Genomic DNA, 16,586 nt, shown 5'->3' with positions numbered 1-16,586 from the left:
GGGACGAGGGGAGCGAGAGGGGAGAGGCCTGGGCTGCCGGATCAGCCAGCGACCGGCTGGACGATGATCTTGACGTTGCCGTCCTTGTTGTTGACCAGTTCCTCGAAGCCGCGCGTGACGATGTCGGCCAGCGTGATGCGGCCGGTGATCAGGGGCTGCACGTCGATGCGGCCATCGGCGATGAAGCGGATCACGTCGGCGAATTCGCCGTTGTAGGCCAGCGAACCGATGACCTCCTTCTCGGTCGCCACCAGCTCGAAGAAATTGAAGTGGCTCGGCTCTTCGAAGATGCCCACCATGACGCAACGCCCCGCCTTGCGGATCACGTCGATCGCCAGCTTGGCGGTGTTCTTGTTGCCGATGCATTCGAACGACACATCGGCGCCGTAGCCACCGGTCAGTGCCTTGATCTCGGCGATGGCATCGCACTCCTTGGGGTCGATGACGATGCTGGCGCCGACCTCCAGTGCCTTCGCCTTGCGTGCCGACGACATCTCCAGCGCGATGATGCGGCCGGCGCCGGCAGCCTTGGCGCACATGATGGTGCACAGGCCGATGGTGCCTGCGCCCACCACCACGACCGTCTTGCCGACGATGCTGCCGGCCTTCTTGACGGCATGCAGGCCGACCGCGAGCGGCTCGATCAGCGCACCGGCTTCGGTCGGGAAGTTCTCGGGCAGCTTGTAGAGCAGTTCGGCCGGCACGTTCACGTACTCGGCGAATGCGCCGTTGTTCATGAGGCCTGTGAATGCCAGGTTCTCGCAGATGTTGTACAGGCCGTGCGTGCAGTAGTAGCACTTGCCGCAGTGCTGGCAGGCGTCGGCCGTGACGCGCTCGCCGACGGTGTAGCCGCTGACGCCATCGCCGAGCTCGGCGATCTCGCCGCTGAACTCATGGCCCAGCGTGCACTGCCCCTTGAGGCCGGTGAGTGGGTGCGGATGGTCGACGGGGATGAAGACCGGGCCGGCCACGTACTCGTGCAGGTCCGATCCGCAGATGCCGCACCAGTGCACGCGGATCTTGACCCAGCCGGCGGGCGGTGCCTGCGGCACCGGGACCTCCTGGACACGGATGTCGTGGCGTCCGTGCCAGACGGCGGCTTGCATGCTGCGTTGGTGTTCGATGGTGGTGCTGTTCATGCTTGTCTCCTGTGGGTTGGGAATGGCTGCGCGCATGGCGGACGTTCGCCATGGCATCGCAGAGTGGGAACGTGTCAGACCAGGACCATGCCGCCGTCGACCACCAGCGACTGGCCGGTCATGTAGTCCGAATCCGGCGAGGCGAGGAAGCACGAGACGCCGACCAGGTCTTCGGCTGTGGACGGCCTGCCGAGCAGGATGTCGGCGGAGAACTTGTCGAAGGCCTCGTTTTCGTGCGTCGTCATGCCCTCGCTGCGGAAGCCCTGGTCGATCAGCTTCCACATGTCGGTGGCGACCACGCCGGGGCAGATCGCGTTGACCTTGATCTGGTGTTCGCCGAAGGCGCGCGCGCCAGCCTGCGTCAGCGCCACCACGCTGAACTTGCTGGCGCAATAGTGGGCCAGCGGCGCGTAGCCTTGCTTGCCGGCGATCGATGCGGTGTTGACGATCTTGCCGCCGCCGCCCTGCGCGATCATCTGCTTGGCCGCCTCCTGCATGCCGATCAGCACGCCGAGGGCGTTGATGTCCATCACGCGGTGCCAGTCGTCTTCGGTGATCGAGAGGAAGGCACGTGTCTGCGCGATGCCGGCGTTGTTGAAGATGCTGTCGAGCCGGCCGAACTTCGCCACCGTGGCGTCGACCATGGCCTTGACGCTGGCGCGCTGGCTCACGTCGACCTGCACGGCGATGGCCTCGCCACCCTGCTCGCGGAGCGCGCGGGCCACGGCTTGGGCACTGTCGGCGTCGATGTCGGCGATGGTCAGGCGGGCGCCTTGCGCGGCCAGGCCGCGGGCGATCGATGCGCCGATGCCGCGGCCTGCGCCGGTGACGATGATGGATCTCTGTTCGAGTCGGCTGGACATGTTTGTCTCCTGTCTGTTGGTGTGGAAGGCCAGCTCTCTTTGCACGCCCCGTGCCAGCCGGTTTCAGACCCGATTTCGACCCGGTGGCGGCGATTTCCGCGCCGGATGGGTGCTTGCGGAGACACCTGTCGCAGCGGCCTGCAACAGGCGTCGCGCGGCGGCGGCGACAGGTGGCGCGCGCAAGGCCCCGGGGCTGTCGTCGTGCCGAGAACGTTCGGGGGCGGGCAGCACCACGCCAGCCAGCATGCCGGCCTTTGGGCCCGCGCCGGCAGGCAGTGCGTGGTGCTGGGCTTCAACAACGCTGCGCGCGGCACCTGCGCCGCGCGAAGGGCCGGGCCCTACTGCAGGTGCGGCTGCGTGATGCCGTAGCGCTTCATCTGCCGGTAAATGGTCGCGCGGCAGCATTGCAGCGCGCGCGCCGTCGACGCGATGTTCCAGCGGTGCGCCTTCAGCGCGTGCAGCAGGTGCGCCGCGCCGATGCCCTGCGCAGCCTCCTCGGCCTCGGCGGCCGGCCACGCCTCGTGCGCTGTCGGTGCCGGTGCCGTGCTGGCCGCCTGCCGCCGGGCTGGCGCGCTGGACACTTCCAGCGGCAGGTCTGCGACCTCCACAGGCCGGTCTCCCGCTTGCGCCAGCGCAAAGCGCAGCGCATTGCGCAGCTCGCGGAGGTTGCCAGGCCAGTCGTGCGCCAGCAGGCTGCGCAGCGCATCGGCATGCAGGCGCGTGTCGAGCCCCAGGGTCTGCGCCTCCTCGGCGAACAGCTTCTCGATGAGGAACTGCCGGTCTGCCCGTTCGCGCAGCGGCGGCAGTGCGAGGGTCGCCCCCGCGAGACGGTAGTAGAGGTCTTCGCGGAAGCTGCCCGCAGCGATCGCCTCGCGCAGGTCGCGGTGCGTCGCCGCGATCACGTTCAGGCGCACGGCGATGGGCCGCTCGGCGCCGAGCGGCAACACCTCGGACTCGGCGAGCACGCGCAGCAGGCGCGTCTGCAGCGCCAGCGGCATGTCGCCGATCTCGTCCAGGAACAGGGTGCCCCCATCGGATTGCGCGATCAATCCCTTCATGCCCTTGCTCTTGCCGCCGGTGAAGCTGCCCGGCGTGTAGCCGAACAGTTCGCTTTCGATCAGGCTCTCCGGAATCGATGCGCAGTTGACGGCCACGAAGGGCTGCGTGGCGCGCGCGCTGTAGGCGTGCAGAGCGCGCGCCAGCACCTCCTTGCCGGCCCCGGTCTCGCCGCGGATCAGCAGGTGCACGTGGCTGTCGACCAGCCGCTTCGATTGGGCGACCAGCCCGCGCATCACCGCGTCGTCGCCGAGCAGCCGATCCAGTGCATCCTGCCGTGCCTGGCCTGCAGGGTGCCGGTCGCGGGCCAGGGCCGGCGGCTCGCGGCCGCCAGCGTCTGTCGCCACGGGGCCGGGTGCGGCCTTGCCCGTGCCCCGTGGCGGGATCATGACGCCCTGGAACTGCTCGCGGCGGTGCGGCCCGCTGAGCGCCACCGGCTCCGGCGCGCCGCTGCGCGCCATGTTGCGCAGCGCGTCCATGCCGATGTCCAGCAGCTGCGTGAGTGGTTGCCCCACGAGATCGGCCGCACGCCCGCCGAAGCGTCGCCTGGCACCGGTGTTGGCGCCGCACACGACCCCGTCGTCGTCGAGCGCGAACATCACGTCACCCGACACCTCGACCAGACCGGGCACGGTGCCCAGCCGCAGCACGGCGTGCCGGGCGAAGCAGCGCAGGAAATTGGCGTCCTCGATCATCTGCGCGTACATCGCCGTCAGGTGCTGGACCAGGTGCTGGCTCTCGCGCGCTTCGGGCGAGTGCAGGGCCGACACGTCCAGCACGCCCAGCAGTTGCCCGTTGGGCGCGCGCAGTGGCGCCGCGGTGCAGGTCAGCGCGATGTGCGTGGCGTCGAAATGCTCGGCCTGGTGGCAGGTGATCGTGGCCTGCTCGACCAGGCAGGTGCCCACGCCGCAGGTGCCGGCATGGGCCTCGTTCCAGTCGGCGCCGACGGTCAGGCCGGCCGCCTTGAGCTGCGGCTCGGAAGCTGGGTTGCCGATGTAGTCGACGGTGATGCCGTCGGCATCGGTCAGCAGCAGCATGTAGCCCAGGTCGGCGACGCGGCCGTACAGGTCCTGCATGCCGGCGCGCGCGACGCGCATGAAGCCGTCCATGCGCTGCTGGTGGTCGCGCACCAGGCCGGAGGGCAGGACGCGGGCGGGCGTCGGGCGCGTCGGGTCCAGTCCGTGCTGCTGCATGCAGCGTGTCCAGGACTTGTGGAAGATCGCCTGCGGTCCCGTGTCGGACATGCCCGATGCGGCGGACGAGCCGACCCGGACCACGTGGTCGATGTGACTTGACCTGACGCTGGACATCGCTGCGGCTCCTGGTGTGGTGTTCAATCCGGTGGGCGCGGAACGGTCCTGGCCGCGTGCGGCCCTGCGCATCGGGCGGCATGATCATGCGGCGCAAGCAGTGGCTCAATTGCCGCTTTCCCTAGGCGACAGGTGTCGCATCCGGCCCTGTTGTCGCAGCTTGCGACTGGCGTGACGCGGGCCTGCGCGACATGGTGCGGGTCGATGTCTGCCGTGGCGACAGCGACGGCGCCTGTCCGCACTTTCCTGCACCGTACACGACAGGCTGCTTGCGGAGGGGCTTCGTCAAACGCTGGATGCGGCTGAAGCACGGGGCTGGCCGAACGGTTCGTCGCCGCGTGAAGCCTCCAATCCGCAGGCTGGCATCGCGCTGCGCCAACCGCGGAGTTCCCTGCCTCACCGAATTCATTGCAATCGCCCTGGTTCGTGGAAGAAATATCTCTCCGCAGACCAGGTCGTGGATGAATTCGAAAGAAATTTCTCGTTTTTCTCGAATAGCATTCTTGTGACGAAATGAAGAACCTCGTTGTCATGCGATGGATACGAGGGTGATGCGCAACCACTTTTCGGGGATTCGATGGAGCGGTACATTGACCGAGAAGACTTCCGGGCCCTGCAGGTCGTGCAGGCCTTGAAGCACGCGACAGTGCAGTTGGGGGCGGGCCGTGGCGCAATGCTGTCCGCGGCCGGCCTGGCGGCCTGCACCCACAGCCTGCTGGCCATCGCACCGGCCCCGTGAGGCCGTTGCACGCCGGCTTCGAAGGCGCCGAAGACCTGGGTCAGGATCTTGCGGCGTCTTTCAGGCAGCCGTACACCCTGTTCGCACATGCCGCCTGAAGAGGCGGGACTTCCGTTCGATGACCACCCGGATGCCGCGGCATTCAAGGAGTTTGGATGCCCACTGATTTCGTGAACGCCTGCGCCAGGGACACCGGCTCGCTCTGGTCGGCCGTGACGCCCGAAGGTCCTGCGTGCCCGGCACTGTCTGGCAGCGTGCAGGCCGACGCCGTCGTCATCGGCGCCGGCTTCACCGGCCTGTCGACAGCCTTGAACCTGCGCAAGGCCGGTGTCGACGTGGTCGTGGTGGAGGCCGCCGAGCCAGGCTGGGGCGCATCGGGCCGCAACAACGGCCAGGTCATTCCCACGCTGTCGCGTCCCGATCCCGACGACATCGAGAAGCGGCATGGCGAGGCCGGCGAGCGGTTCGTGCACCTGCTGCGCGACTGCGCTGCAACCCTGTTCGACACGGTGCGCGAACACCGCATCCAGGCCGAGGCCGAGCAGACCGGCTGGGTGCAGCCGGTGCATTCGCCGGGGCGCATCGCGATCGCCGAGCGGCGCGTCAGACAGTGGTCCAAAAGGGGCGCGCCGGTCGAGTTGCTCGATGCCGGCCAGGTGCGCGCCATGGTGGGCTCGCAGGCCTGGCACGGCGGCTTCTGGAACCGCACTGGCGGCCACATCAATCCGTTGGCGCTGGCGCGCGGTCTCGCGCGGGTGGCCATCGAGGCGGGCGCACGCATCCATGCCCACACCCCCGCGCTCCACTACGCGCGCAGGGAAGGCCGGTGGGTGGTGCGCACGCCCTCGGGCGAGGTGCGGGCGCGGGCGCTGGTGTTGGCCACCAACACCTACACCGGCGAGTTCGCGCCCGCCCTGGCGCCGGCCATTGCACGCGAGGTGGTGCCCGTGCTGTCGTGGCAGATGGCCAGCCAGCCGCTGTCCGACAGCGTGCGGGCCACGGTGATCCCCGGCCGCCAGGCGCTCTCGGACACGCATGGCGAGCTGATCTTCGCGCGCTTCGATGCACGCAACCGGCTCATCACCGGCGGGGCGATCCTGCTGCCCTTCGACCGTGCCGATCGCCTGAAGACCGCCGTGGCGGCACGCATCGAGCGGCTGTGGCCGCAGATCGGCCCGGTGCGTTTCGACCACCTCTGGAACGGCTATGTGGGGATGACGCCCGACTTCATGCCGCGCTTCCACCGGCTCGGAACCGATGCCTGGGCCTGGGCGGGTTGCAACGGCCGTGCGGTCGGCCTGTCGGTCGCATTGGGCGGGGAGTTCGCGAAAGCAGTGTGCGGTGTGCCGGAGCGTGAACTGGCGCTGCCCTTCACCGAGCCGCAGCCGCTGCCCATGCACGGCATCGTCCGCCGCGTTGCGCCGCTCATGCTGCTGCGCTACCGGCGCATGGACCGCAAGGAAATCTGATCGTCGACAACAGGGAGTTTCTGCATGCTTGCCAGCCTTGAAGGACTCGACCACCTCGTGGTGATGGTCCGCCATCTCGATCCAGCCGCCGACCAGTGGCGCGCCCTGGGTTTCACGCTGTCCCCGCGTGGTACGCACAGCGCGCACCTGGGCTCGGGCAACTACACGGTCATGTTCGGCGTCGACTATGTCGAGCTGCTGGGCATCCTGCACGACACGCCGCTGAACGCAGCGAGCCGTGCCTTTCTGGACCGGCGCGGCGAAGGCATCGAGCGCGCCGCGTTCACCACCAGTGACGCGGCGGCCGGCGTCCAGGCACTGCGGGCGCGCGGCATGGACGTGCAGGATCCGGTGGCGTTCAGCCGCCCGGTCGATCTGCCCGGTGGGGGCCGGGCGGAGGCCGCATTCAAGGTCTTCCACTGGCCGGTCGAGCAGCGGCCGGCCGACCTGCGCATCTTTGCCTGCCAGCACCTCACGCGCGACGTGGTGTGGCTGCCCGAGCTGCAGGCGCACCCGAACAGCGCCACCGGCATCGTGTGCACCGAGATCGTGACGCCGCAGCCTGCCGAGGCCGCTGCGCAGCTCGCCCGGCTGATCGACGGATCCGCGCAGTCCTGCGAGGCCGGCGTGCGGGTGGCCACGGCGCCGGGCCGTGGCGATTTCCTGTTCCTGACGCACGACGCGTTTGTGGCGCGCCGCCCATCCGCGCGGCGCGAGGCGCTGCCTGCCGAAGGCGCGGTGGCCCTGGTGTTGCGCGTAACCGATCTGGCCAGGGCCGCGCGCTCTGCGGGCGCGGCCGCGGTCGTCGACACGACCTCGGTCACCGTGCCCGCCGACCGCGCGAACGGCACCATGATCGTGTTCGAAGCCTGAATTCGATCGACCGCAAGTCGATACTCGAGAGTTTTAAAACTGGAGCCGAAGATGACCTTGTCTCGCCGAAATGCATTGCTCACCGGGCCCGCATTGGCCCTCGCCGCAGCCATCCCCGGCGTGCTGCAGGCGCAGGGCGCGCCTACGCCCCGCCGTGGCGGTTCCGTGACGGTGCACTCGACTGGCGAGCAACGCATCCTGAACCCGGCATTGCGCGCCTCCACCGGCGTCTACGTGATCGCCGGCAAGATCATCGAGGCGCTGGTCGACCTCGACGCCAAGGGCGATCCCGCCCCGGTGCTGGCCACGGCCTGGAAGACGACGCCCGACGGCAAGACCATCACCTTCACACTGCGCGAAGGTGTGAAGTGGCATGACGGCAAGCCCTTCACCTCCGCCGACGTGCAGTTCAGTGCGATGGAGATGTGGAAAAAGCACCTGAACTACAGCACGACCCTGCAGCTCTATCTGGACGCGGTCGACACGCCGGATGCGAACACGGCCGTGTTCCGCTATTCCCGGCCGATGCCGCTGGACCTGCTGCTGCGCGCGCTGGCCGATCTGGGCTACGTGGTGCCGCGGCACGTCTACGAAGGCACCAACCTGCTGGAGAACCCGGCCAACACCGCGCCGATCGGCACCGGGCCGTTCAAGTTCTCCAAGTACGAGCGCGGACAGTACGTCATCGCCGTGCGCAACGAGAACTACTGGCGCCCCGGCTTCCCCTACCTCGACCAGATCATCTGGCGCTTCATTCCCGACCAGGCGGCCGCGACCGCCGCGATCGAGTCGGGTCAGATCCACATCAGCCCCGAAGGCGGTCTTGCGCTCTCTGATCTCGACCGCCTGAAGAAGAGCCCGAAGTTCGAGGTGTCGACCCGCGGCAACGAGGGCAATGCCGTGATGAACACCATCGAGTTCAACTTCCGCCGCAAGGAGCTGGCCGACCGTCGGGTGCGCGAAGCCATCGTGCGGGCCATCGACACCAACTTCTTCTGCGAGAACTTCCTGTACGGCTTCGCGAAGCCCGCCACGGGACCGTATCCCTCCACGTCGCCCAAGTTCTTCGCCAAGGACGTTCCGAGCTACGCCTTCGACAAGAAGAAGGCGGAAGCGCTGCTGGACGAGGCCGGCTACAAGCGCAACGCCAAAGGCCAGCGCTTCTCGCTGCGGCTGGTGCCGGCGCCCTGGGGCGAGGACATCACGCTGTGGTCGACGTTCATGCAGCAGTCGCTGCAGCAGGTGGGCATCGGGGTGGAGATCGTGCGCTACGACGCGGCGGGCTTCCTGAGCAACGTCTACAAGGATTGGAACTTCGACCTGGCCACGGGTTGGCACCAGTACCGCGGCGATCCCGCGGTCTCGACCACCGTCTGGTACCGCTCGGGCAGCCCCAAGGGTGCGCCGTGGACCAACCAGTGGGGGTGGACTTCCGACGGCGTGGACAAGCTGATCGATGCCGCGGCCTTCGAGATCGATCCGGCCAAGCGCCGCAAGCTCTATGCAGACCTGGCCACACAGATCAACACCGAGATCCCGGTGTGGATGGCGGCCGAACGCCTGCTGATTTCGGTCACCAACAAGAACCTGCAGAACCACCACAACCAGCCGCGCTGGATCTCGAGCAACTGGGCCGACCTCTGGCTGGCAGCCTGACATGCAGGTGTTGGCTCTGGCGCTGCGGCGCCTGGCGTCCAGCCTGCCCACGCTGCTGATCATCCTGGTCGGGCTGTTCCTGCTGCTGCAGCTCGCGCCGGGAGACACGGTGGACGCGCTGGTCGCCCAGATGGGTGGCGGCGATCCCGCGATGATCGCGCAGCTGCGGGAGTTCTACGGCCTCGATGCATCGGTCGCGGTGCAGCTGGGCAACTACCTCTGGCGCCTGGTGCGGCTCGACCTGGGCTATTCGGCGATCTACGCCAAGCCCGTGGTCGATGTGATCCTCGAGCGCCTGCCGGCCACGCTGCTGCTGATGGTGTCGGCCCTGTCGTTCGCCTTCGCGGCGGGCATCGCCTTGGGCGTGATCGCGGCACGGCGCGTCAACCAGTGGCCGGACACGATGATCTCGACCCTGGGCCTGATCTTCTATGCGACGCCCTCGTTCTGGTTCGGGCTCATGAGCGTGGTGGTGTTCTCGGTGCACCTGGCCTGGTTGCCTGCGGGCGGGTTCGAGACCATCGGCGCCGGCCTCACCGGCTGGGCGCGCGTGCTGGATGCGATGCGCTACCTGGTGCTGCCCACGCTCACGCTGGGGCTGGGGTTCCTCGCGATCTACCTGCGGATCATGCGCGCCTCGATGCTGGAGGTGCTGACGCTGGACTTCGTGCGCACCGCGCGCGCCAAGGGCCTGGCCGAGTACGGCGTGGTGGTGCGCCACGTGTTGCGCAATGCCTTGCTGCCGATGGTCACGCTGATCGGTCTGCAGGCCGGCACCATGCTCGGCGGCTCGGTGGTCGTCGAAAGCGTGTTTGCGCTGCCAGGGCTGGGCCGGCTGGCCTACGAGTCGGTGGTGCAGCGGGACCTGAACACCCTGCTGGGCATCGTCTTCGTCTCCGCGCTGCTGGTCATCGTGATCAATTTCCTCGTGGACATTGCCTATGCGCGGCTCGATCCCCGCATCGGTTCCGGCAGGTAGCCCCGCATGAGATTCCTTCGCCTCTATCTTCGCAACCCGGCGGCCATCATCGGACTGGTGCTGCTCGTCGCGGTGCTGTTCCTGGCCGCGTCGGCGGACATCTTCTTTCCGCGCGACCCGCTGAGCCTGGCCGGCCGGCCGCTGTCCTGGCCGCTGGAGAATCCGCGCTTCTGGCTCGGCACCGATTCGTCGGGCCGCGACATCGCCGCGCAGATCTTCCACGGCGCGCGGATCTCGCTGCTGATCGGCATCGCCGCCACCCTGGTCGCCATCGTGCTGGGCACCGTGGTCGGCGCCGTGGCCGGCTTCTACGGCGGCTGGGTCGACGACGTGCTCATGCGTGTCACCGAGGCGTTCCAGACCGTGCCGAGCTTCCTGCTGCTGCTGGTGCTGGTGGCCGTGTTCGGGTCCAGCCTGTGGACCGTGACGCTGGCCATCGGCGTGGTGTCCTGGCCGGCGCCAGCGCGCTTGACGCGTGCCGAGTTCCTGTCGCTGCGCAGCCGCGAGTTCGTGCAGGCCTGCCGCACGCTGGGCCTGCGCGACAGCGCGATCATCTTCAAGGAAATCCTGCCCAACGCGATGCCGCCGCTGATCGTCTATGCCAGCGTGGTCATGGCGCTGGCCATCCTGATGGAGAGCGCGTTGGCCTTCCTGAACCTGTCGGACCCGAACGTCGCCTCCTGGGGCAACCTGATCGGCCAGGGGCGCGGCGTGCTGCGCACCCAGTGGTACGTGTCGGCCATCCCGGGCATCGCGATCCTGCTCACCGTGCTGGCGGTGTCGCTGGTCGGCCAGGGCCTGAACGACGCACTGAACCCCCGGTTGAAATCACGATGAAACGCACAGATGCCATCGTTTCGGGGGCCGCTCCGGCACCGATCCTGAGCCTCAACGGACTCAGTGTCCGCCTGCCGCGCACGGCCGACCGGACGCATGCGATTGCCGATGTCAGCCTGGCGCTGGCGCAGAACGAAATCCTGTGCGTCGTTGGGGAGTCGGGTTCCGGCAAGTCGATGACCAGCAGCGCGATCATGCGCCTGCTGCCGCCCGGTGTGAGCGCCGACAGCGGCTCCATCGTGTTCGATGGCCGCGACCTGCTGACGCTCAGCGAAGCGCAGATGCGCGAGGTGCGCGGCGCGCAGATCGCCATGGTGTTCCAGGAGCCGATGACGGCGCTGAACCCCTTGCACACGGTAGGCAAGCAGATCGGGGAGATGTTCCGCATCCACACCGATCTGGACGCGGCGGCCATCGACACGCGGGTGCTCGCGCTGCTGGACGAGGTGCGCCTACCCGATCCGCAGTCGGCGGCGCGGGCCTACCCGCACGAGCTGTCGGGCGGTCAGCGCCAGCGCGCCATGATCGCCATGGCGCTGGCGCTGGAGCCGCGGGTGCTGATCGCCGACGAGCCGACCACGGCGCTCGACGTGACCACGCAGGCGCAGATCCTGCGCCTGATCCGCGATCTGCAGAAACGCAAGGGCACCTCGGTGCTGTTCATCACGCACGATTTCGGCGTGGTGGCCGAGATCGCCGATCGGGTCGCCGTGATGCAGCAGGGCCGGCTGGTCGAGCAGGGGCCGGCGGCGCAGGTGCTGAACGCGCCGCGCCACCCCTACACCCAGAAGCTGATCGCCGCGGTGCCGCCGCTGACGCCACCGCAGCCGACGCACGTGGAAGGGCCGCCTGCCCTGATCGTGGCCGACGTTTCCAAAACCTACAGCACCGGTGGGTTCCTCGGGCGCGGCGCGCGCGTCACCCGCGCGCTGGACCACGTGTCGCTCGAAGTGCCCAAGGGTGCGACGGTGGGCGTGGTCGGCGAGTCGGGCTCGGGCAAGTCGACGCTGGCGCGCTGCATCGTGCGGCTGATCGATCCGAATGGCGGCCGCATCCAGATCGGCGACGCCGATCTGGCGGCCATGTCGCGCAGCCAGCTGCGCGCGGCCACGCGGCGGGTGCAGATGGTGTTCCAGGACCCGTACGCCTCGCTCAATCCGCGCCGCCGCGTGGGCGAGCTGGTGGCGCAAGGGCCGATGGCCCATGGCGTGGGCCGGCGCGAGGCGATGGAGAAAGCCCGCGGGCTGTTCTCCCTGGTCGGGCTGGACCCGGCCGCCATCGACCGTTACCCGCACGAATTCTCGGGCGGCCAGCGCCAGCGCATCGGCCTGGCCCGCGCGCTCGCGCTCGAGCCCGAGATCCTGGTGGCCGACGAGCCCGTGTCGGCGCTGGACGTGTCCGTCCAGGAGCAGGTGTTGCGCCTGCTGGCCGACCTGAAGAGCCGGTTGGGGCTGTCGATGCTGTTCGTGACACACGATCTGCGGGTCGCTGCGCAGATCTGCGATGTGGTGGTGGTCATGCAGGCCGGCAAGGTCGTCGAAGCCGGTCCCACTGCCGAGGTTTTCATGCATCCGAAGGCCGACTACACACGCGCTTTGCTGCAAGCCATTCCCGGGCGCGAATGGTCTGGGCGCTCCGCATCACCACAACGCCACCACGAAGGAGAACTGACATGAGCCAAACGCCGACCGCGCATCCTGAGAACCTGTCGATGCTGGCCAAGCGCCGCATCGAGGCCGAAATCCTCGGCAACGTCTACGAAGTGCTCAAGGCCAGCCATGGCCAGGAGGCCGCGATGCAGGCCATCGGAGACGCGGTGCGCCGCTCCGCGGTCGACCAGGGCCAGCGCTTCGCCGCCGAGACGGGCGGCCCGACCTCGCTGCAGAGCTTTGTCGACATCAGTGCGCTCTGGGAACGCGAGGACGCGCTGAAGATCGAGGTGCGCGAGAAGACCGACACGCGCTACCGGTTCGATGTCGTGCGCTGCCGCTATGCCGAGATGTACAAGGCAATGGGCCTGGGAGAGATCGGCCACCTGCTGTCCTGCCAGCGCGACGCGACCTTTTGCGAAGACTATGACCCGAACCTGAAGTTCGCGCGCACACAGACCATCATGCAGGGCGCCAGCCACTGCGACTTCACCTATACCTATCAAGCCGACGGCACGGCGGGCGCCGAGCCCCGCGACGCCGCCAGCTGATCGACTCCAGGAGCCTCCATGCCATCTGTCAGCATCGCCCTCGCTGCCTCCTGCTTCAGCCCGTCCTATGCCAGCGCACGCGGCCGCTTCCTGCTTGCCGCCGACCGCGCGGGCGCACGGATCGACGTCTTCACGAACACCGTTGCCAGCGGTCCCGATGGCGGCACGCTCACGACCGACGTGGCCGTGCTCGGACCCGCGGATGCGCAGAACGCCCTGCTGATCTTCAGCGGCACCCACGGCCCCGAGGGCTTCGTGGGTTCGGCTGCACAGATCGCGCTGCTCGACGCGCTGGCGACCCAGGCGCAGGCCCTGGCGGTGCGCGTCGTGCTCGTGCACGCGATCAACCCGTGGGGCTTCGCCCATGTCAGCCGCACCACCGAGAACAATGTCGACCTGAACCGCAACTTCATCGACTGGAACTCGCCGCCGCCGGCCAACCCGCCGTACGCGGAGCTGCATCCCTCACTTTGCCCTTCCGAATGGTCGCCACAGGCCCTGGAGGCGGCCAATGCAGGGCGCTCTGCCTGGATCGCCAAGCACGGCCTGGACGCCTACGTCGACGTGACCAGCCGTGGCCAGTACACCCATGCGGACGGCGTGCACTACGGTGGTACCGGGCGCGAGTGGTCCAACCACACGCTCGAAGCGCTGATCGGGCGCCATCTGGACGGCGTGAAGCGCATCGCGTTGATCGACTGGCACACCGGCCTGGGCGAGCCCGGCGAGCCGTTCTTCCTGTGCTTCAACGAGCACGGTGGCGCTGGCTGGGAGCGGGCTTGCGCATGGTGGGGCCGCGACCGCGTCGAAACCAAGGGAGGCTTCGAGGGGGCGGGCCGGCCCAAGTATTCCGGCCTGCTGTTCCATGGCGTGCAGCGGTTCGCTCCGTCGGCCGAGGTCACCGGCGCGGTCATCGAGTTCGGGACGCGCAGCCGGGCCGAGATGCAGTACGCGCTGCAGATCGACCACTGCCTGCGGTTCGACGCGAACCTGCCCGCGTCGCAGCACCCGGCATTGCGCGAGCAACTGCTCGATGCGTTCTCGCCGTTCTCGCCCGCCTGGCAGCGCAGCGTGCTCGGCCACGCGATCGAGATCCAGCAGCAGGCCTTGCACGGGGCGATGGACTGGCGCTAGGTTCGCGGCATCGGCGCCCTGCGCCCACGGCTTGGGACCTGCGTTAGCATCGCCCCGGGCCGGCCACATTGCCGGCCACGTCGCTCGGACGGTTCCGGGCGCTTACGTGAAAGTCATCCATGTCCGCATCCTCTGCAGGCAAGCGCCGTTTCGCGCGCATCGACCGCCTGCCTCCCTACGTGTTCAACATCACGGCCGAGCGCAAGCTGGCCGCACGCCGCGCCGGCGTGGACGTGATCGACATGAGCATGGGCAACCCCGACGGGGCCACGCCGCCGCACATCGTGGCCAAGCTGGTCGAGGCCGCGCAGCGGCCGGACACGCACGGCTACTCGGCCAGCAAGGGCATCCCGCGGCTGCGCCGCGCGATCTGCCACTGGTACGAAGAGCGCTATGGCGTCGCTTTCGATGCCGACACAGAGGCCATCGTGACCATCGGCTCCAAGGAGGGCCTGGCCCACCTGATGCTGGCCACGCTGGACCGCGGCGACACCGTGCTGGTGCCCGACCCGAGCTACCCCATCCACATCTACGGCGCGGTGATCGCGGGCGCCGACATCCGCTCGGTGCCGATGGCGCCGGACGTGGACTTCTTCGGCGAACTCGAGAAGGCCATCCGCGGCAGCTACCCCAAGCCCAAGATGATCGTGCTGGGATTCCCGTCCAACCCGACCGCGCAGTGCGTGGAGCTGGACTTCTTCGAGCGCGTGGTGGCGCTGGCGAAGAAGCACGACATCTTCGTCGTGCACGACCTGGCCTATGCCGACATCGTGTTCGACGGCTGGAAGGCGCCGTCCATCATGCAGGTCAAGGGCGCGCGCGACATCGCGGTGGAGTTCTTCACGCTGTCCAAGAGCTACAACATGGCGGGCTGGCGCATCGGCTTCATGGTCGGCAATGCCGATCTCGTGGCGGCGCTGGCGCGCATCAAGAGCTACCACGACTACGGCACCTTCACGCCGCTGCAGGTGGCGGCCATCGCGGCGCTGGAGGGCGAGCAGCAGTGCGTGAAGGACATCGCGCTGCAGTACCAGCGCCGGCGCGACGTGCTCTACAAGGGGCTGACGGAGGCGGGGTGGGTGGTGGACTGCCCCAAGGCCTCGATGTACATCTGGGCGCGCATCCCCGAGGCCTACCGTGCCATGGGCTCGCTGGAGTTCAGCAAGCAGCTGCTGGACAAGGCGAAGGTCAGCGTCTCGCCCGGCATCGGCTTCGGCGACCACGGCGACGCGCACGTGCGCTTCGCGCTGATCGAGAACGAAGCGCGCATCCGCCAGGCCGTGCGCGGCATCAAGGCCATGTTCAAGGCCGACGGGCTGGTGTGAGTCGATAGTGAGCATGCGTTATCATTAGGGTCTCGCGGGGGCAGTCGCCCTCGCTTTGGTTTTTCTGAAGAATCGCGCATTGCCATGGATCTGCTCGGCATCCTGATCGCCACCCTGGTCGCCGGTGTCGGCAGCGTCTGGCTCGCGGCGCTGCTGCTGCGGCTGGCCGCACGCCAGCGCCGGCTCATCGCCGACCGCCGCTACCTGCTGAGCTTCGCCGCCGGTGCGCTGCTGGCCACGGCCTTCGTGCACCTGCTGCCCGAGGCCTTCGAGAGCGGCATGAACCCGGCGCTGCTGTTCGGCGTGCTGCTGGCCGGCCTGGTGGTGTTCTTCCTGCTCGACAAGGTGGAGCTGTGGCACCACGGCCATGAGCATGCCGACCATGCGCATGGGCATGGCCACGACCACCACCATGGGCACCACCACGGCGGCAAGGGGGGGAACTGGGCCGTGCTGGCTGGCGACAGCGTGCATTGCTTCGGCGACGGCATCGTGATCGCCTCGGCCTTCACGGTCAGCCCGGCCCTGGGCGCGGTGGCGGCGCTGGCCGTGCTCGCGCACGAGGTGCCGCACCACATCGGCGACCTCGTGGTGCTGGACGGTGGCACCGGTACGCCGCGCGTGGCCGTGCTCAAGCTCACGCTGGCCGGCATGGTCACGGCCCTGGGCGGGCTGGTCGGCTGGTGGCTGCTGGAGCGGCTGCAGGCCTGGTTGCCGTACTTCCTCGTGGTGGCCAGCAGCAGCTTCGTCTATGTCGCGCTGGCGGACCTGATTCCGCAGCTGCAGACTCGGCTGACCAAGCGTCAGACGGTGGCCCAGGTCAGCTGGCTGGTGGCCGGCATCGCGCTCGTGGCGGTGGTGGGCACCCTGGCACACCACGGCCACGACCATGGCCATGGAGACCACGATGGCCACGGCCATGAGGGTGGCACGCAGTCGCGCGAGCATGACGGCGAGCACGCGCACGACCATGCGCCTGCAGCGCCGGCGGCCTTCAAGTAGGGAA

The 16,586-nt window shown here is 68.5% G+C and carries 14 protein-coding genes; 11 read left to right on the top strand and 3 right to left on the bottom strand.

The features are described 5' to 3' along the window. Nucleotides 1-41 precede the first annotated feature (41 nt). From ACSQ4M_RS30530 to ACSQ4M_RS30520, 3 genes are all read right to left on the bottom strand, one after another. Entirely contained in the window at nt 42-1,106 is a 1,065-nt protein-coding gene (locus tag ACSQ4M_RS30530) for a 2,3-butanediol dehydrogenase (protein ID WP_436194090.1), read from the bottom strand. A 107-nt stretch (nt 1,107-1,213) separates the two neighbouring features. After that, the gene (locus ACSQ4M_RS30525) at nt 1,214-2,002 is read right to left on the bottom strand and encodes an SDR family NAD(P)-dependent oxidoreductase (protein WP_436193122.1); all 789 of its coding nucleotides are present in this window, start codon (nt 2,000-2,002) and stop codon (nt 1,214-1,216) included. Nucleotides 2,003-2,340: 338 nt separating this feature from the next. Further along, complete coding sequence (locus ACSQ4M_RS30520; RefSeq protein WP_436193121.1) at nt 2,341-4,368, bottom strand: sigma-54-dependent Fis family transcriptional regulator; 2,028 nt, start codon at nt 4,366-4,368, stop codon at nt 2,341-2,343. Nucleotides 4,369-4,945: 577 nt separating this feature from the next. On the opposite strand from ACSQ4M_RS30520, the gene ACSQ4M_RS30515 reads away from it, so the two are divergent. The 11 genes from ACSQ4M_RS30515 (at nt 4,946) to ACSQ4M_RS30465 (ending at nt 16,582) form a co-directional block, all read left to right on the top strand. Next, entirely contained in the window at nt 4,946-5,107 is a 162-nt protein-coding gene (locus tag ACSQ4M_RS30515) for a hypothetical protein (protein WP_436193120.1), read from the top strand. Between the two features lie 155 nt (nt 5,108-5,262). Then, the gene (locus ACSQ4M_RS30510) at nt 5,263-6,576 is read left to right on the top strand and encodes an NAD(P)/FAD-dependent oxidoreductase (protein WP_436193119.1); all 1,314 of its coding nucleotides are present in this window, start codon (nt 5,263-5,265) and stop codon (nt 6,574-6,576) included. Nucleotides 6,577-6,600: 24 nt separating this feature from the next. After that, a complete protein-coding gene (locus ACSQ4M_RS30505) occupies nt 6,601-7,449 on the top strand; it encodes a VOC family protein (RefSeq protein WP_436193118.1) in 849 nt (282 codons plus the stop codon). A gap of 51 nt (nt 7,450-7,500) precedes the next feature. Next, on the top strand, nt 7,501-9,105 hold the full coding sequence (locus ACSQ4M_RS30500) for an ABC transporter substrate-binding protein (protein WP_436193117.1): 1,605 nt from the start codon (nt 7,501-7,503) through the stop codon (nt 9,103-9,105). Between the two features lies 1 nt (nt 9,106). Then, nucleotides 9,107-10,084, top strand: a complete 978-nt coding sequence (locus ACSQ4M_RS30495) for an ABC transporter permease (protein WP_436193116.1) — start codon at nt 9,107-9,109, stop codon at nt 10,082-10,084. Between the two features lie 6 nt (nt 10,085-10,090). Beyond that, nucleotides 10,091-10,921 carry an ABC transporter permease gene (locus tag ACSQ4M_RS30490; protein WP_436193115.1) on the top strand — a complete coding sequence of 277 codons (831 nt, stop codon included), beginning with the start codon at nt 10,091-10,093 and terminating at the stop codon, nt 10,919-10,921. Next, nucleotides 10,918-12,597, top strand: a complete 1,680-nt coding sequence (locus tag ACSQ4M_RS30485; RefSeq protein WP_436193114.1) for an ABC transporter ATP-binding protein — start codon at nt 10,918-10,920, stop codon at nt 12,595-12,597. The genes ACSQ4M_RS30490 and ACSQ4M_RS30485 overlap by 4 nt, the downstream gene beginning before the upstream one ends. After that, a complete protein-coding gene (locus ACSQ4M_RS30480; RefSeq protein WP_436193113.1) occupies nt 12,594-13,121 on the top strand; it encodes an L-2-amino-thiazoline-4-carboxylic acid hydrolase in 528 nt (175 codons plus the stop codon). The genes ACSQ4M_RS30485 and ACSQ4M_RS30480 overlap by 4 nt, the downstream gene beginning before the upstream one ends. 18 nt (nt 13,122-13,139) lie before the next feature. Then, nucleotides 13,140-14,255, top strand: a complete 1,116-nt coding sequence (locus ACSQ4M_RS30475; RefSeq protein ID WP_436193112.1) for a M14 family metallopeptidase — start codon at nt 13,140-13,142, stop codon at nt 14,253-14,255. A gap of 119 nt (nt 14,256-14,374) precedes the next feature. Beyond that, nucleotides 14,375-15,580, top strand: a complete 1,206-nt coding sequence (gene alaC, locus ACSQ4M_RS30470; protein WP_436193111.1) for an alanine transaminase — start codon at nt 14,375-14,377, stop codon at nt 15,578-15,580. Between the two features lie 84 nt (nt 15,581-15,664). After that, the gene (locus tag ACSQ4M_RS30465) at nt 15,665-16,582 is read left to right on the top strand and encodes a ZIP family metal transporter (protein WP_436193110.1); all 918 of its coding nucleotides are present in this window, start codon (nt 15,665-15,667) and stop codon (nt 16,580-16,582) included. The last annotated feature ends 4 nt before the right edge of the window (nt 16,583-16,586 follow it).

The organism is Pseudorhodoferax sp. LjRoot39, from assembly GCF_964253035.1.
Taxonomy (GTDB): Bacteria; Pseudomonadota; Gammaproteobacteria; order Burkholderiales; family Burkholderiaceae_C; genus Pseudorhodoferax.
The sequence above is the reverse complement of the archived record's forward strand: the minus strand, read 5'-3'. Positions and strand labels throughout refer to the sequence as shown.

Bases quoted from the DNA above. Each gene is read 5' to 3' on its own strand.
- ACSQ4M_RS30530 (WP_436194090.1), bottom strand. From the start codon at position 1,106: ATGCAAGCCGCCGTCTGGCACGGACGCCACGACATCCGTGTCCAGGAG.
- ACSQ4M_RS30525 (WP_436193122.1), bottom strand. From the start codon at position 2,002: ATGTCCAGCCGACTCGAACAGAGATCCATCATCGTCACCGGCGCAGGC.
- ACSQ4M_RS30520 (WP_436193121.1), bottom strand. From the start codon at position 4,368: ATGTCCAGCGTCAGGTCAAGTCACATCGACCACGTGGTCCGGGTCGGC.
- ACSQ4M_RS30515 (WP_436193120.1), top strand. From the start codon at position 4,946: ATGGAGCGGTACATTGACCGAGAAGACTTCCGGGCCCTGCAGGTCGTG.
- ACSQ4M_RS30510 (WP_436193119.1), top strand. From the start codon at position 5,263: ATGCCCACTGATTTCGTGAACGCCTGCGCCAGGGACACCGGCTCGCTC.
- ACSQ4M_RS30505 (WP_436193118.1), top strand. From the start codon at position 6,601: ATGCTTGCCAGCCTTGAAGGACTCGACCACCTCGTGGTGATGGTCCGC.
- ACSQ4M_RS30500 (WP_436193117.1), top strand. From the start codon at position 7,501: ATGACCTTGTCTCGCCGAAATGCATTGCTCACCGGGCCCGCATTGGCC.
- ACSQ4M_RS30495 (WP_436193116.1), top strand. From the start codon at position 9,107: ATGCAGGTGTTGGCTCTGGCGCTGCGGCGCCTGGCGTCCAGCCTGCCC.
- ACSQ4M_RS30490 (WP_436193115.1), top strand. From the start codon at position 10,091: ATGAGATTCCTTCGCCTCTATCTTCGCAACCCGGCGGCCATCATCGGA.
- ACSQ4M_RS30485 (WP_436193114.1), top strand. From the start codon at position 10,918: ATGAAACGCACAGATGCCATCGTTTCGGGGGCCGCTCCGGCACCGATC.
- ACSQ4M_RS30480 (WP_436193113.1), top strand. From the start codon at position 12,594: ATGAGCCAAACGCCGACCGCGCATCCTGAGAACCTGTCGATGCTGGCC.
- ACSQ4M_RS30475 (WP_436193112.1), top strand. From the start codon at position 13,140: ATGCCATCTGTCAGCATCGCCCTCGCTGCCTCCTGCTTCAGCCCGTCC.
- alaC (WP_436193111.1), top strand. From the start codon at position 14,375: ATGTCCGCATCCTCTGCAGGCAAGCGCCGTTTCGCGCGCATCGACCGC.
- ACSQ4M_RS30465 (WP_436193110.1), top strand. From the start codon at position 15,665: ATGGATCTGCTCGGCATCCTGATCGCCACCCTGGTCGCCGGTGTCGGC.